The organism is Achromobacter sp. 413638 (genome assembly GCF_043119405.1).
Lineage (GTDB): Bacteria > Pseudomonadota > Gammaproteobacteria > Burkholderiales > Burkholderiaceae_B > Achromobacter.
The window spans coordinates 35,111-49,529 of sequence record NZ_JBICCO010000007.1 but is presented as its reverse complement, the minus strand read 5'-3'; the positions used below and the strand labels follow the sequence as shown (position 1 = coordinate 49,529).

The window sequence follows — 14,419 nt, the reverse complement described above, 5'->3', positions numbered from 1 at the left end:
TCAGGCCACACCGGTCGGCGCGGGCGAGGGAAAGTCCGGCAGCGAGATATCGCTATGTCCGGGCGTGACCCAGCGCACGCGTTCGCGGGTGGCGTCGATGCAGCCGCCTTCCTCGTACACGCCCTGCGGATCGCGGATGCGCATCATGCGCGCCAGCACGGCGGCGGTGGCGTCGGGATCGGCCAGCGTCTGGCGCACCAGCGTCTTGACGCGGTCTTCGTCGATATAGCCCTTGCCCCGGGCGTCGGCGCGCAAGGCATGCTGCCAGTGATGGATCTCCACGCACTTTGAGGTCAGCGTGAAGGGCTGGTCGCGTTCCCAGAAATTATTGAACAGGCCGCCGCCCAGGTAGAACACCCAGGAGCCTTCATAGCCTTCCACGTCGGACGACGCGGAATCCGGATTGCGGAACCAGAGCCGGTCGCCCGGCACGTAGAAGCGCTGCGGCAGCGGCTCGGCCAGCGAGCCGTATTCGTGCAGGAAGGTGTCGTGAAAGCGCCCGGACATCACCGCGCGCGTTTCCCACTGGCGCTGCAGGTCGCGCGCCAGCGCGGGATTGGCCTCTTCAAGCTCCTGGGCGATGCCCAGCACCGTGACGTACTCGGTCGCGCGGTAGCAGGAGAAGGCGTAGAGCTGGCCCGAGGCCTCGGGCTGGGTGGCGCGGCGCAGGCCTTCGATGAGCGAGCGGCCGGGCAGGATGGTGAAGCCGCGTTCCTCGTCGTAGGTCCAATAGCCCTCGGGGCGCTCGGCGTGCTCGGTGTCGAAGGCCAGGGCGGTCTTGCGCGCGGCCTGGACGATGCGGCGGCGGATGCGGACGGCGGACTCCAGCTCGGGCACGGACGGGAAGGGGAAGGGGACCGGGCTGCCCAGCATGGCCAGCAGGATCTCGCGCTCCAGCGCGCCTTCGTCGGCGCCGCTGTCCAGGCCCAGCGATTGCGCCAGGCCGGTGGTGTCGTGATCGGGCAGGTGTTGCGCCGCGAAGGCGGGCGCCAGGCTGGCCCGGCAGCCGGGCGCGGCGCCGTCCAGGTCCGTGCAGATCGTGATGTCCCGCAGGCGGGAGCGTGCCAGGAAGTCCTGGAGTTGCTGGCGGGCCGCGTCGGTCTGGGCGGCGTCCGCGGGAATGAGATGGATGCCGCCCAGGTCCGGGCGGCTGGGGGAGTGCTGAACGTGAGACATGTGAGGCTCTGGAATGCAGCGTTGAACCCGGGAATCGCCGACGGCGGCCAGTGGCGCGGCGGTCGGCGGGACAGTTGATGATTGCAGATCCGGGGCTGGCGCGGTAGTAGCGGGTAATACAGGGTTAATACCCCCCTCGCGCAGCCGGGCCCCGATCGCAGCGGGGCGGATTGTAGTCATGGCGCCTGACGCGCGCGTGTCATTTGACGGTCTGTAGCGGCTGGTTTGTGTCGTTGCCGCAACGCGGGGAAGTCCGGATTGGATTTTGCGCTTGCGCGGAATGAAAGCTTTATTACACAATTCAGTCGCAAATGCGAATGCCTTGCATTTGTATTTATCTGTTAAAGATCAGGAAAGGAACAACGATGGCGACTGGCACCAGGCCCGGCCCTAGCTCCAGGCGCGCCCAATCCCTGGGCGCGGCGATGTTGATGATGGGAGCGGGGGCGGTCGGCCCGGCGCTGGCCCAGCAGCCGCAGCAACAGGTGGAATTGCCCGCCGTCACCGTGACGGCGACCGAGGTGAATGAATCCCCGACCGGCCCGGTGCAGGGCTTCGTGGCCAGGCGCGCCGTCACCGCCACCAAGACCGACACGCCGCTGATGGAAACGCCGCAGTCGATCACGGTGATCACGCGCGACCGCATGGAACTGCAGGGCGCGCAATCGGTGCAGCAGGCGGTGGGTTATACCGCTGGCGTCACCGCCGCCGCCTTCGGCGTGGACAACCGCGGCGATTCGGTCAAGATCCGTGGCGCCGATTCCACCCAGTACCTGGATGGCCTGCTCAATTCCGTCGGCTTCTACAACAACACCCGTCCCGATCCCTATGCGCTGGAGCGCATCGAGGTGCTGAAGGGACCGTCCGGCATGCTGTACGGCCAGGGCGCCGTGGGCGGCATCCTGAACCAGGTCAGCAAGCGTCCGCAGGCCGAGGCCGCGCGCGAGATCGGCATCAGCTACGGCAACTACCAGCGCAAGCAGATCCAGGCCGACCTGACCGGCCCGATCGATGAAGAAGGCAAATGGCTGTACCGCGTGGTGGCGCTGGGGCGCGACAGCAACGCCTCGATCAAGCACGTCAAGGACGACCGCTATTTCATCGCGCCATCGCTGACGTACCGGCCCAGCGCCAGCACTTCGCTGACGCTGCTGGCGAATTTCCAGAAGGACGACAGCGGCACCATGCTGGGCTTCCTGCCCTGGCGCGGCACGCTGTACGGCAAGCCGGGCGGGCGCATCCCGCAGGACTTCTTCGTCGGCGAGCCGGGCTTCGACAAGTACACCGCCGAGCAGCGCTCGCTGGGCTATCAGTTCGAGCACGCCTTCAACGATACCGTCACGGTGCGCCAGAACCTGCGCTACACGCACAGCAAGGTCGATTACCGCAGCGTCTACACCGCCGGCTTCAATGGCGCCGGCCATGGCTGGGTGCCGGGCAGCGACACGCTGCTGCGCCGCACGATCTATCTGAACCAGCCCACGCTCGACCAGTTCGTGGTCGACACGCAGGGCCAGTTCAAGTTCGCCACCGGCGCGCTGCGGCATACGCTGTTGGCGGGCATCGACTACCAGCGATCCAAGCTCGCCGCCCGCCGTGGCGTGGGCGGCTCGGCCGCGCCCATCGACGTGTACAACCCGGTCTACGGCAATTACACGCCGCCGACGTCCACCGTGCGCGTGCCCGACTCGCACGCCAACCAGACCGGCCTGTACCTGCAGGACCAGATGGAGTGGAACCAATGGCTGCTGATGCTGGGCCTGCGCCACGACAGCTCCAAGTCGTCCGTGGACGGCACGCCGTCCGGCAGCCGCGACGACAGCGAGCTGAGCAAGCGCTTCGGCCTGATGTACCGCTCGGCCATGGGCCTGAATCCGTACATCAGCTACGCCGAGTCGTTCCAGGGCGTGGCCGGCTTCAACAAGGCCAACGAAGCCTACAAGCCGCTGCGCGGCAAGCAGTGGGAGGCGGGCGTCAAGTACCAGCCGCCGGGCGAGAACCTGACGGTCACGGCCAGCGTCTTCGACATGATCGAGAAGAATCGCCAGGTCGCCGGCGTGGTCAATGGCCAGGCCGACACCGTGCAGGTTGGCGAGGCGCGCACGCGCGGCCTGGAACTGGAGGCCATGGCCTCGCTGGGCCGGATGGACCTGGTGGCCACCTACACCTACCTGAATCCCAAGATCACCAAGGGCACGGCCACCGACCAGGGCCAGCGGCTGGCCAGCATTCCGTCGAACATGGCGTCGCTGTGGGCCAACTACCGCTTCAGCGCCTTCGGCGTGCCGGGCTTCCTGGCGGGCGCGGGCGTGCGCTACAACGGCCACAGCTTCGACGGCGTGGGCAACAACCGCGTCGAGGGCGTGACGCTGTACGACGCGGTGCTGGCCTACGATCGCGGCCCGTTCCGCGTGGCGCTGAACGTGACCAACCTGTTCGACAAGGAATACGTGGGCACCTGCATCGCGCGCGGCGACTGCTTCTACGGCACGCGGCGCACGGTGGTGGGCAGCGTGACCTATCGCTTCTGATCCGTCCGGCCCGCGCCATACCGATTCGCTATTTCACCAGTCCATATAAGCACGCACAGCGCGCCCGGATCAGGTTTACCTTGGCGGGGTGGACATCGGAAGCATCGATATTCGGCTTCCCGATGTCAGCCATCGAAAAGGGGAACCCGAGTGACAGAACATGCCATCGATCCGGCCTTCGCCATCGAAGAGGCCGCGCGCAGGCTGCGCGACGCGAAGATGACCGGCGCGCAGTGCGAGCCGGTTTCCAGCCTGCTGTCCGGGCAGGATATCGAGGCCGCGTATGCCGTGCAGCAATTGAACGTGGAGCGTCGCATCGCGCGTGGGCAGCGGCTCATCGGCCGCAAGATCGGCCTGACCTCCATGGCGGTGCAGCGCCAGCTGGGCGTGTCCCAGCCGGACTATGGCGCCTTGCTGTCGGACATGATCGTGGGCGACGGCGCAACCCTGCCGCCCGAGGGCCTGCTGCAACCGAAGGTCGAGGCCGAGGTGGCGCTGGTGCTGGGCAGCGACCTGGACCTGGACGAGCCCAATGTCGCGGATGTATTGCGCGCCGTCGCCTTCGTGCTGCCGGCCATCGAAATCGTCGACAGCCGGATCAGGGACTGGAAGATCTCCCTGGTCGACACCATCGCGGACAACGCGTCCAGCGCCCGCTTCGTGCTGGGCACGCCGGCGATCCGGGCGGACGGCTTCGATTTCGCCGGGTGCGTCATGGAGATGACGATCAACGATGCGCCGGCTTCCCGGGGTGACGGGCGTGCGTGCATGGGCAGTCCGCTGAATGCCGCCGTCTGGCTGGCGCGGCGCATGCGGCAATTGGGCACGCCGTTGCGGGCCGGCGATATCGTGATGACCGGCGCGCTCGGACCGATGTGCGCGATACGGCCGGGCGACCGGGTCATGGCGCGGATTGCCGGGCTGGGAACCGTGGGCTTCGAGCTGGGCGGGGCCGGATCCTGAGGGCGGCGCCGGGCGCCGGGACGGGGCAGGGGCCTTGGTGATACCCCTGTCTTGCTGACGGGCGGGATCCGGCCTAGGCTGTTGAAAAAAGGTCTGCGAAGCCGTCGCGTCGACAGCCGCGTTGTGGGGGGAGGCAGGGCCGGAAATGGACCTGAGACGATTACAGGCGTTCGTCGCCATCGCCGAGCTGAAGAATTTCACCAAGGCGGCCGAGCTGCTGCACATCGCCCAACCGGCGCTGGGCCTGAAGATCCGCAAGCTGGAAGAGGATCTTGAACAGCAGCTGTTCGTGCGGCATTCGCGCGGCGTCATGATGACCGACGCCGGAAAATTCCTGCTGCCGCAGGCGCGGGCGCTGCTCGCGCAGGCCTCGGCCCTGAAGCAGGTCATGCGCGACTTCAGCTGTCCGCCGCATGGCCGGGTGGTCATGGGCGTGCCGCCGAATGTCATGGAAGGGATCACGGGCATCATCGCCCGGCGCGCGATCCAGGAACTCCCGGACGTCAACCTGAACATGGTCGAAGGCCTGTCCCATACGCTGGAGGAATGGCTGGACGATGGCCGGCTGAATCTGGCCTGCGTGTTCGACGGCAGCGACGAGACCACGGGCAGGCCCGGACAGGTGCTGTACGAAGAGCCCTTCGTCTTCGTCGGCAATGCCGATGCGCTGCGGCCCGAGGACGGCCCGATCACGCTGGCCGAGGCGCTGCGCCAGCCGCTGGTGGTGCCGGCGGCGCCGCACCGGCTGCGCGCTCTGCTGGAAGACAAGGCGCGCGAGCTTGGCGAGCAGGTCCATGTGCGCTTCGAGGTGGAATCCGGTTCGATCATGAGCGATCTGATCGCGCAGAAGCTGGGATATTCCATCCTGCCGGCCAGCGTGGTCAGCAGCCGGGTCCAGCGCGGGGAACTGGCGATCCGGCCGATCTTCCAGCCAGACTGGTCCTGTACGCTGCGGCTGGTTTGGCCGCTGGGCGGCGATCTTTCCAGCGCGACGCAGGCCGTCATCAAGCTCGTGAGCGAGGTCGGCGAGGAAGCGCGCAAGTCGCGCGCCGGCGCTTAGCGGCCCGCGCGCGCCAGATCATTTCGGCATGGCAGGCGAGCCGAGAGACTTCTGGACCGGCGCGCGGGGCGCGCATTAAGGTGTTCCTGCATTGCCGCATGGGCCGCGCGGCGCGGCGCCGGCGGCATGCCTGGCGGACCCGGGTAGCGGTCCGCCTTGCGCGACACAGGACATGACGCAGATGGATATTCGAGGTGAAGTCGTCTTGATCACAGGCGGGGGATCGGGCCTGGGACGCGCGATCGTGGAACGCTTTCATGCGGAAGGCGCGCGGATCGCGGTATTGGAAAAATCCCCGTCCAAGGCCGGCGCGCTGCGTGAATCGCATCCCGACATCGTGGTTGTCGAAGGCGACTGTTCCCGTCTGGATCCCAATCAGCGGGCCGTGGACGAGACGCTGGCGCGGTACGGCAGGCTGGACGTCTTTATCGGCAATGCGGGCGTCTGGGACAACCGTACCGGCCTGCTGCAGCTGGAGCCCGAGCGGATCGGCCAGGCTTTTGACGAAGTCTTTTCGGTGAACGTCCGTTCGCTGGTCCTGGGCGCGCGCGCGGCGGCGCAGGCCTTGCTGCAAAGCCGGGGCAGCATGATCTTCACGCTGTCCAACGCCAGCTTTCACACCGGCGGCGGCGGTCCCCTGTACACGGCGTCCAAGCACGCCGCTGTCGGCCTGCTGCGCCAGCTGGCCTACGAACTGGCGCCGGCGATACGCGTCAACGGCGTGGCCCCGACGGCAATGGCTTCCGATCTGCGCAGCCCGGATTCCCTGTCGCGGCAGCCGGCGCGGGATCGTCCGGTCGATCCCGCGAGCCGGGAGGCCGAGATCGCGGCGATGCTGCCGCTGAACTTCTATCCTGTCGCCGAGGACTATGTGGGGGCCTACCTGTACCTGGCGTCCCGGACCGCCGCCCGCGTCTGCACGGGCAGCATCATCGCGTGCGATGGCGGCATCGACATTCGCGGCATCCGTCCCGCCTCGGGCGTGGCGCCGGCCTAGCGCCGAACGGGCGCCGGGCGGGGTTCCCGCCCGGCCATCCTGGGCGACTCAGCGGCGCAGCGCATCCCACCAGGGACAGGCGCCTTCCATGACGTGGTGATTGCCGGGCAGAACCTGGACCGGGCCGCGCACGCCCCGCGCCGCGGCGTCCAGGCGCATGGCCAGCGCCTGCGCGCGCCCCTCGGGAGGCAGCCAGGCGCGCTCATGGCCCCAGAGGCTGGGACCGTCGCGCAGTTCGACCGGCTGCCAGGCGTCGGGAGCGATGTCGCGGCCGCCCCAGCCGTACTCCACCATGAAGCCGGACGGGGTCCGGGCATAGAACGAGGTCATCAGGTCGTTGCTATGGCGTCCCAGGCTGACGCTGACGCAGTCGTCGGCGTCGGCCAGGTCCAGGCCCTGGCCGACATCGTCCAGGCTGTAGGTCTCCACCATCAGGTGATGCAGCCTGCGGCTGATCCCCGTCTCGGCCAGCGCCAGGCTATGGTGCCGCGCGTTGGTGTGGAAGAAATAGGCCTTGAAGGGATGCAGCATGTAATCGCTCAGGCGGAATTCGAGCACGTCGACATAGAAGGGGAGCAGGTCTTCGATGCGTTGCGCCATGAGCACGACATGGCCCATGCCCAGCGGACCGGTGCGAAAGCCCGACATGGCGCGGCCGGGCCGGAATGCGCGATCCGCCAGCGCGGGATCGCAAAAGGCTTCATGGCGGTTGCCCGACGGATCGAGGAAGCACAGGCCGCGCCCCACCTGGCGCCGGTCGGCGGCCGCCCGCGACATGGCCTCCACCCGGACGCCGGCCCGGTCCAGCCTGGCGGCGAGCCGTTCCAGCGCGTCGCCGTCGGCGACCTCCCAGCCGTAGAAGACGGCGCCGTCGGCGCTGCCCTGGTCCACCAGGATGCGCTGCTTGCGGTCGTCCATGCGGAAGGCCAGCGACGAGGCGGTGGCGTCCGCCACCTCCAGACCCATGATGCGCGGGCCGAAGACGCGCCATTCGTCGAGGCGGGTGGTTTCCACCCCGACATAGCCCAGGCTTTGCAGTAGCATGATCGGCCTTTCGTTCAAGAAGCCGGCGTGCAATCGGCGCCCACGGCGACCGAGTCCAGGAAGCCGAGCAGGCGCTGGTGGAAGCCGTCCGGATCCTCGTACTGCGGCCAATGTCCGCAGTTCGGCATGATGTCCAGGCGCGATCCCCGGACATGCCGGCTGGCCGTCTCGGCCGCCTGCCAGGGCGTGGTGGGATTGAATTCGGTCCAGAGGAAGTACGTCGGCGTGGCGACGCGCTCGAGCCGTTCGGCGGTGATGTAGAACTGCCCCCCGCGTTCGGGATCCATGATGCCGGCGATCATCGGCTGTATCCGCAGCATGTCCGGGTTGGACCAGAACCGCAGCCGCGTCTCCACCAGTTCGTCGCTGACGAAGCGCCCGGGTTCGTGGAACAGCCACTCCAGGCGCGCGCGGATGCTGTCGCGCGTCGGCGCCGCCGATGCCTGGCTGGAGCGCTTGCGCAGTTCCGCCACGCCGGGCGAGCGCAGGTTGTCGAAGCCGTCCACCTGCAGGCCGGCGCCCACGCAGCAGGTCCAGGACAGCACGCGCGACGGCGCGGCCTGGATCATCCAGTACGCGACCCAGGAACCCAGCGATTCACCGACGATGTGGGCGCGGGCGATGCCCAGCGTGTCCATCAGGGCCAGGATGTGGGCGGCGTAGTCCGGCAGCATGTAGTCGCCGTCCGGCTTGTCCGTCATGCCATGGCCCAGCATGTCCACGGCGATGACGCGATAGCGCCGCGCCAGGGGAACCACGTTCTTGGCGTAAGCCTCGACATGACCGCCTATGCCATGCAGCAGCAGCACGGCCGGGCCTTCGCCGGCCTCCAGGCAGCGGGTGCGCACGCCGTCGACGTCATGAAAACGCACGCTGGCGCCCAGCGCGTTCAGCCATAGGGACATCATTCTCTCCTTGGTGTGTCGGGCCGCATCGGCCCGGGACTACAGATCGAGCACCAGCCGGCCGCTCTTGCAGCCGGAAACGCAGATCAGCATTTTCTTGTTCGCCTCGCGCTCCTCGGCGCTGAGCAAGGTGTCGCGATGGTCCGGGATGCCTTCGATGACCCGGGTCGCGCAGGTGCCGCAGATGCCGTCGGCGCAGGAATGCGGAATATCCAGTCCGGCGTCCAGCAGCGTGTCCAGGATGGTGCTGCCCTCGGCCACGAAATGGCTGCCGCCGGATGCCGCGGCGATCACGGTGAAGCCGCCGGCGGCGACATCGCCGCCGCCCTTGAAGCGTTCGAGATGGACGTGGGATGGCTGCCGGTCCGCCGTCGCGGATTCGAACGCGTCCAGCATTGGCGCCGGACCGCAGCAATACAGCTGCGCGTCCGCCGGCGCGGTCCGCAGGAATCCCGCCAGATCGGCGGCGCCGCCTGCTTCCTCGTCGACGTGCAGGCTGAGCCGGTCCGGATAGCGTTGCAGCAGGATATCCAGGTAGGCGGCGCGGGCGCGCGAGCGCACGGCATAGAGCAGCCTCCAGTCGCGTTGCTCGGCTGCCAGGCGCTGGATCATGGCCCAGATCGGCGTGATGCCGATGCCGCCGGCGATGAGGAGGCTGGGGGCCGCGCCGGGCGCCAGCGGGAAATGATTGCGCGGGCCACTGGCCTGCAGCGTGTCGCCGGGGCGGAGCCGGGCATGGATGTAGGCGGAGCCGCCCCGGCTGGCGGCATCCAGCGCCACCGCCAGCACATACCGGCCGCTGGCGTCGCCGGGATTGGTCAGCGAGTAGCTGCGGATCAGGCCGCCCGGAAGATGCAGATCCAGGTGCGCGCCGGCCTCGATGGGCGCTGGCGCCCGGCCTTCGCCGCGCAGGTCCAGTTCGATGATGGTCTCGGCGATCCGCCGCAAGGCATGGACGCGCAGCGGCAGGCGCTCGGGAGCGGCGTGGGTCATGGTGCTGATCTCATGGTGCCGTGAAAGGGCCGCGCCGGCGCTCGTGGATGCCGGCATGGAGCGTAGGCATCTTAGGCAGGGGCTCGCGGGCAGGTCGAATACATTTGCGCGATGCCTGCCAGACCTTGATGTTCTGGAACGATCCGATCTGTCTTGCTGCGCCGCACGACGGGGCGCGAGCGCATTGCGGCATGCCTGCGGTCAATATTCTGTCTTGGACAGGAGCGCCGCCCGGCCATTAGCTTAGATGCCGGGACGTCGCGAGTATCGGCCGGCGGCGTCCAGCTTGCATGAGGCCGCAATCGGACGGGTGTGGACCAGCATATGGATGCCATTGCGAGCAGGGAAAAATACCGCCAGTACGTCAAGCCCGAGGCGGGGCTGGTGTCGCGGCGGATCTTCCACGACGAAGAGATCTACCGGGCGGAGCTGGACCGCATCTTCAAGCGGGCCTGGCTATATCTGGCGCACGAAAGCGAGGTTCCGGATCCCGGTGATTTCGTTCACGTCTACATGGGCGAGGAGCCCGTGATCCTGTGTCGCGACCGCGATGGCCAGCTCTATGGACTCGTCAATTCCTGCAGGCACCGTGGCAACCGCGTCTGTCGGGTGGATCGGGGCAATGCCCGGAGCTTCGTCTGTTCGTATCACGGCTGGGCATACAACACCAAGGGCAACCTGATCGGCGTTCCCGGCAAGACGGAGCTGTACAAGGATGACATCGATCAGCCCTCGTTGGGTCTGGTGCGCGTGGCGCGGATCGACAGCTACAAGGGCCTGGTGTTCGGCACTTTCGACCCGGAAGCGCCATCGCTCGAGGAATTCCTGGGCGACATGCGCTGGGGGCTGGACCTGCTGCTCGACCAGGGCGATCTGGTCGCGGCGCCGGGCGTGGTGCGCTGGAACATCGAGGGCAACTGGAAGTTCGCCGCCGACAACGCGATCGGCGACATGTACCACGCCGCCTGGACCCATCGTTCGGCCATGCTGGCGGGGCATCTGGGCGGCAACGGCGCGCAGTCGCTGGCGCAGTATGCGCCGACGCGCGAACAGAAGGGCATCACCTTGCTGGCGGCCTATGGGCACGGGCTCAACGCCGACTTCGCCGAGGCCGATGAGGTGGACCTGGGCTCGCCGCTGGCGGCCTGGCGGCTCGATCCCACCGTCCAGGCGCGGCTCGGGCCGGTGCGTTCCCGGGTGCAGCGCTCGAACATGAACGTGTTCCCGAATCTCTTCGTCAACAGCGGGTCGCGCGATCTGATGGTCCGGCATCCCAGGGGGCCCGGAAGGATGGAGGTCCGCAAGACGGTCCTGGTCGATCGCAATGCGTCGGAAGAGACGCGGCGCATGCAGATCCGTTCCTCCAACCGGCATTTCGGCCCTGCCGGGATGTTCGAGCAGGATGATGGGGAAAACTGGGACCAGAGCACGCACGGCGCGCGCAGCCTGGCCGCGCGGGACCGCGACCTGCACTACGCCATGAAACTCGGACGGGCCCGCCTGACCCGCCTGGGCGACAGTCCTCCCCTGATCGAGGATCTGGTCAACGAGCACGCGCAGCTGTGGCTGTATCACTGCTGGGCCGAATTCATGGATGCGGCGTCCTGGCCCGAGCTGCGCGCCGCCCACACCCAACCCACGGATTACTTTCGATGCGCGACGACCTGAACGCGGCCTGCGCCGCGCAGCCGGGGCTGATGGCGGGGATACAGGCCCTGTTGCTGCAACACGAGGTCGAGCAGTTCTACCACCGCGAGGCGGCCCTGCTGGACGAGCGGCGCTTCGAGGACTGGCTCGAACTGCTGGCCGATGACCTGAGCTACTGGATGCCGGTGCGCGAGACGCGGGCGGCCGGGCAGGAGGCCGGGGAGTTCAGCCGTCCGGGCGAGGGCGCCCTGTTCGACGAAACCAAGGCCTTGATGATCGTCCGCGTGCGCAAGCTGCGCACCGGCTTTGCCTGGGCGGAGGAGCCGCATTCCCGGACCCGGCACGTCGTCAGCAATGTGCGTGTCGTTGGAAGGCTGGGCGATGGCGGATTGCGCGTCGAAAGCAATTTCGTGCTGCACCGTTCTCGGCTCGAGAGCATGCAGGATCTCTGGTTCGGCTGCCGCAAGGATGTCCTGCGGCAGACCTCCGATGGGTTTCAGGTGGCGCGCCGGGAAATCTACCTGGACCACACCGTGATCGGCAGTCCGAACCTGAGCGTCTTTTTCTGACAGGACGGTTCGTCCGGCCCGATTGTCGCGGGCCGGCATCGCCGCGGGCATCGATAAGCATTCAAGCGTTGTTTCAGTGCAAGGGGGAAGGGACATGGACAATACCGCGACTGCGGCGGGGGCGGACCGGGCCGTGCAAGAGCCGGGCGACGGCGAGCGTCGGCCGTCAACGCTCAATCATTCCGTGATGGTCGGTGCGGTGGGGAACTTCGTCGAGTGCTTCGACTGGTTCGCCTATGCGCTGTTCGCGAGCTATATCTCGCGCCAGGTGTTCCCGGCGGGCGATCCGCTGGCGGGGCTGTTGTCGACCTTCGCGATCTTCGCCGTCGGCTTCTTCGTCCGTCCGGTGGGGAGCTTCATCTTCGGCATCTATACCGATCGCCACGGACGCAAGAACGCGCTGGCCGCGACGATTTTCCTGATGGCGGCTGGCAGCCTGATGATCGCCGTCGTGCCCACGTTCGCGCAGGCGGGCTGGCTGTCTCCGGCGATGCTGATCGCCGCGCGCCTGCTGCAGGGGCTGGCCATGGGCGGGGAGACCTCGGCGGGCGGCAGCTATATCGTCGAAGCCTCGCCCGCGCGGCATCGCGGCTTCAGCGGCAGCTTCTTCTACATCAGCGTCGGCCTGGGAACGCTGTCGGCCTCGCTGGCGGGTTCCTTGCTGACGCAGCTGCTGACGCCGGCGCAAATGGAGAGCGTCGGCTGGCGGCTGGTGTTCGTGCTGGGCGCGGCGCTGGGTCTGTTCGGACTGTACATGCGGCGTTCGGCCGCGGAATCCGAGCTGTTCCTGCAGGTCGCCAAGACCACGCGGAAGAAGGATCGCGGCAGCCTGCGCGTGGTCGCGGCCGAATACTGGCCCAGCATGCTCAGGCTGTTCCTGGTGGCCATCGGTCCGACCATGGCGCTCTATATCTGGGTTGGCTATGTGCCGAACATCCTGCGCGCCAAGGGCCTTGTGTCCGCGGCCACCACCTTCTCGGCGAGCACGCTGGGCCTGATCGTCTACACGCTGTGCATGCCCATCAGTGGCGCGCTGTCCGACCGGATCGGCCGCCGCCTGGTGCTGGGCGTGTCGTGGCTGGTCTTCGCGGCGCTGCTCGCGCCGATGATGCGCTACGTGATGGCCGATGCCGGATCGCTGCCCTGGGTGACCTGCGCCGCCATGGCCCTGATCGGCCTGGGCAGCGGCGCGGTTGCGGCCGGCTTCGCCGAGCAGTTCCCGACCCGGGTCAGGGCGATAGGCTGGGGCGCGCCGTACAACATCTCCATCGCGGTGTTCGGGGGCACGGCGCCGTATCTGGGCTCATGGTTCGCCAGCAAGGGCTGGCCGGATCTGTTCAACGGCTACATCGCCGTGCTCTGCGCGCTGAGCGGGCTGGCGGCGTTCGGCCTGCGCGATCTGCGAGGCAAGCCGCTGGACTGAGCCGGCAAGAGGCCGGCGACATCATGGGACAGGACATCCGGGTCGACGGCGGCCCGAGACATTCGATCTGACAGACAGGAACGGAGCGGCCGGAAGGCCCAGCGGAGCATTCACATGAACACCTTGCGTATCAGTCTCGCCTGCGGCAACTATGACCGTACCCGCGCCCTGTTCGATGGGCGGGCGCCCATCGAGGGCTGCGAGGTCGCCGCCGTCGCCCTCGAACCGGAAGAGGCGTTCCACCGCGCCTTCCGCTATCGCGAGTTCGACGTGACCGAGATCTCGTTGAGCAGCCACATGATGACGACGGCGCGGGGCGACAACGACTATGTCGCCATACCGGCGTTCATCTCGCGCGTGTTCCGCCAGTCGGGCATCTACGTGCGCACCGACCGGGGCATCGCCACGCCCCAGGACCTGCGCGGCCGGATCATCGGCGTGCCGGAGTACCAGATCACGGCCAACGTCTGGATCCGAGGAATCCTGCAGGACGAGCATGGCGTCCGGCCCGAGGAGATCGGCTGGCGCCGGGGCGGCGTCGAGGAGCCCGGACGCGGCGAGCGCGCGCCCATCGATCTGGGGCCTGGAATCGACCTGCGGCAGATTCCCGACGACAAGACGCTGTCGGGCATGCTGGAGCACGGGGAGATCGACGGCTATATCGGCGCGCGCGCGCCATCCTGCTTCCTGCGGGGCGCGCCCAACGTGGGCAGGTTGTACGGCGACGACTACATCGAGGCCGAGAAAGCCTATTTCCGCCGCAGCGGAATCTTTCCGATCATGCACATGGTGGGCATCCGGAAATCACTCGCGGCCGCGCATCCCTGGCTGCCGGTCAGCGTCTACAAGGCCTTCATCAAGGCGAAGGAGCTGGCCGTGCGCGATCTAGGCGAGATCTGCCATCTGGCCGCGACGCTGCCCTGGATGGTGCATCACCTGGACGAGGCGAGGGCGCTGATGGGACAGGACTTCTGGCCCTATGGCCTGGAGGCCAACCGCCACGCCATCGACACGTTCTCGCGCTATCACTTCGAACAGGGCCTGTCCAAGCGGCGCGTGGCGCCCGAGGAATTGTTCGCGCCGTCGGCGCTGGACCTGTCGAAGATCTGAG

12 protein-coding genes are annotated in these 14,419 nt (G+C 67.7%); 8 read left to right on the top strand and 4 right to left on the bottom strand.

Annotated elements, in window-relative coordinates; translation table 11 throughout:
• Entirely contained in the window at positions 1-1,176 is a 1,176-nt protein-coding gene (locus tag ACEU5R_RS04885; RefSeq protein WP_392409298.1) for a hypothetical protein, read from the bottom strand.
• 431 nt (positions 1,177-1,607) lie between these two features.
• Here ACEU5R_RS04885 and ACEU5R_RS04880 point away from each other — a divergent pair, with 431 nt between their 5' ends.
• The 4 genes from ACEU5R_RS04880 to hcaB all read left to right on the top strand — a co-directional run bounded on the left by ACEU5R_RS04880 (position 1,608) and on the right by hcaB (position 6,727).
• Positions 1,608-3,707 carry a TonB-dependent siderophore receptor gene (locus ACEU5R_RS04880; RefSeq protein ID WP_392409297.1) on the top strand — a complete coding sequence of 700 codons (2,100 nt, stop codon included), beginning with the start codon at positions 1,608-1,610 and terminating at the stop codon, positions 3,705-3,707.
• Positions 3,708-3,857: 150 nt separating this feature from the next.
• Positions 3,858-4,670: a 2-keto-4-pentenoate hydratase gene (locus tag ACEU5R_RS04875; RefSeq protein WP_392409296.1), complete on the top strand. Its 813-nt coding sequence runs from the start codon at positions 3,858-3,860 to the stop codon at positions 4,668-4,670.
• Positions 4,671-4,815: 145 nt separating this feature from the next.
• Entirely contained in the window at positions 4,816-5,730 is a 915-nt protein-coding gene (locus tag ACEU5R_RS04870) for a LysR family transcriptional regulator (RefSeq protein ID WP_103274299.1), read from the top strand.
• 181 nt (positions 5,731-5,911) lie between these two features.
• A complete protein-coding gene (gene hcaB, locus ACEU5R_RS04865) occupies positions 5,912-6,727 on the top strand; it encodes a 3-(cis-5,6-dihydroxycyclohexa-1,3-dien-1-yl)propanoate dehydrogenase (RefSeq protein WP_392409295.1) in 816 nt (271 codons plus the stop codon).
• A gap of 48 nt (positions 6,728-6,775) precedes the next feature.
• On the opposite strand, the gene ACEU5R_RS04860 is transcribed toward hcaB, so the two are convergent.
• From ACEU5R_RS04860 to ACEU5R_RS04850, 3 genes are read right to left on the bottom strand one after another with little or no spacing between them, the layout of a single operon-like run.
• Positions 6,776-7,771 (bottom strand): VOC family protein, encoded by a 996-nt coding sequence (locus tag ACEU5R_RS04860; RefSeq protein ID WP_103274300.1) that lies wholly within the window; start codon positions 7,769-7,771, stop codon positions 6,776-6,778.
• Positions 7,772-7,785: 14 nt separating this feature from the next.
• Complete coding sequence (locus ACEU5R_RS04855) at positions 7,786-8,676, bottom strand: alpha/beta fold hydrolase (protein WP_392409294.1); 891 nt, start codon at positions 8,674-8,676, stop codon at positions 7,786-7,788.
• 39 nt (positions 8,677-8,715) lie between these two features.
• On the bottom strand, positions 8,716-9,669 hold the full coding sequence (locus ACEU5R_RS04850; RefSeq protein ID WP_392409293.1) for a PDR/VanB family oxidoreductase: 954 nt from the start codon (positions 9,667-9,669) through the stop codon (positions 8,716-8,718).
• A gap of 324 nt (positions 9,670-9,993) precedes the next feature.
• Here ACEU5R_RS04850 and ACEU5R_RS04845 point away from each other — a divergent pair, with 324 nt between their 5' ends.
• The 4 genes from ACEU5R_RS04845 (at position 9,994) to ACEU5R_RS04830 (ending at position 14,418) form a co-directional block, all read left to right on the top strand.
• Positions 9,994-11,337, top strand: coding sequence for an aromatic ring-hydroxylating dioxygenase subunit alpha (locus tag ACEU5R_RS04845; protein ID WP_392409292.1), 1,344 nt, complete (start codon positions 9,994-9,996; stop codon positions 11,335-11,337).
• On the top strand, positions 11,322-11,885 hold the full coding sequence (locus tag ACEU5R_RS04840) for a 3-phenylpropionate/cinnamic acid dioxygenase subunit beta (RefSeq protein WP_103274304.1): 564 nt from the start codon (positions 11,322-11,324) through the stop codon (positions 11,883-11,885). Before ACEU5R_RS04845 ends, ACEU5R_RS04840 begins: the two co-directional genes overlap by 16 nt.
• A 94-nt stretch (positions 11,886-11,979) precedes the next feature.
• Positions 11,980-13,308 carry an MFS transporter gene (locus tag ACEU5R_RS04835; RefSeq protein WP_103274305.1) on the top strand — a complete coding sequence of 443 codons (1,329 nt, stop codon included), beginning with the start codon at positions 11,980-11,982 and terminating at the stop codon, positions 13,306-13,308.
• 114 nt (positions 13,309-13,422) lie between these two features.
• Positions 13,423-14,418, top strand: a complete 996-nt coding sequence (locus ACEU5R_RS04830) for an ABC transporter substrate-binding protein (protein WP_392409291.1) — start codon at positions 13,423-13,425, stop codon at positions 14,416-14,418.
• The last annotated feature ends 1 nt before the right edge of the window (position 14,419 follow it).

What these genes read in the sequence shown, in the direction of transcription:
- ACEU5R_RS04870 (WP_103274299.1), top strand. Translation starts at nt 4,816, where the DNA reads ATGGACCTGAGACGATTACAGGCGTTCGTCGCCATCGCCGAGCTGAAG.
- ACEU5R_RS04860 (WP_103274300.1), bottom strand. Translation starts at nt 7,771, where the DNA reads ATGCTACTGCAAAGCCTGGGCTATGTCGGGGTGGAAACCACCCGCCTC.
- ACEU5R_RS04830 (WP_392409291.1), top strand. Translation starts at nt 13,423, where the DNA reads ATGAACACCTTGCGTATCAGTCTCGCCTGCGGCAACTATGACCGTACC.
- ACEU5R_RS04885 (WP_392409298.1), bottom strand. Translation starts at nt 1,176, where the DNA reads ATGTCTCACGTTCAGCACTCCCCCAGCCGCCCGGACCTGGGCGGCATC.
- hcaB (WP_392409295.1), top strand. Translation starts at nt 5,912, where the DNA reads ATGGATATTCGAGGTGAAGTCGTCTTGATCACAGGCGGGGGATCGGGC.
- ACEU5R_RS04845 (WP_392409292.1), top strand. Translation starts at nt 9,994, where the DNA reads ATGGATGCCATTGCGAGCAGGGAAAAATACCGCCAGTACGTCAAGCCC.
- ACEU5R_RS04840 (WP_103274304.1), top strand. Translation starts at nt 11,322, where the DNA reads ATGCGCGACGACCTGAACGCGGCCTGCGCCGCGCAGCCGGGGCTGATG.
- ACEU5R_RS04835 (WP_103274305.1), top strand. Translation starts at nt 11,980, where the DNA reads ATGGACAATACCGCGACTGCGGCGGGGGCGGACCGGGCCGTGCAAGAG.
- ACEU5R_RS04880 (WP_392409297.1), top strand. Translation starts at nt 1,608, where the DNA reads ATGATGGGAGCGGGGGCGGTCGGCCCGGCGCTGGCCCAGCAGCCGCAG.
- ACEU5R_RS04850 (WP_392409293.1), bottom strand. Translation starts at nt 9,669, where the DNA reads ATGACCCACGCCGCTCCCGAGCGCCTGCCGCTGCGCGTCCATGCCTTG.
- ACEU5R_RS04855 (WP_392409294.1), bottom strand. Translation starts at nt 8,676, where the DNA reads ATGTCCCTATGGCTGAACGCGCTGGGCGCCAGCGTGCGTTTTCATGAC.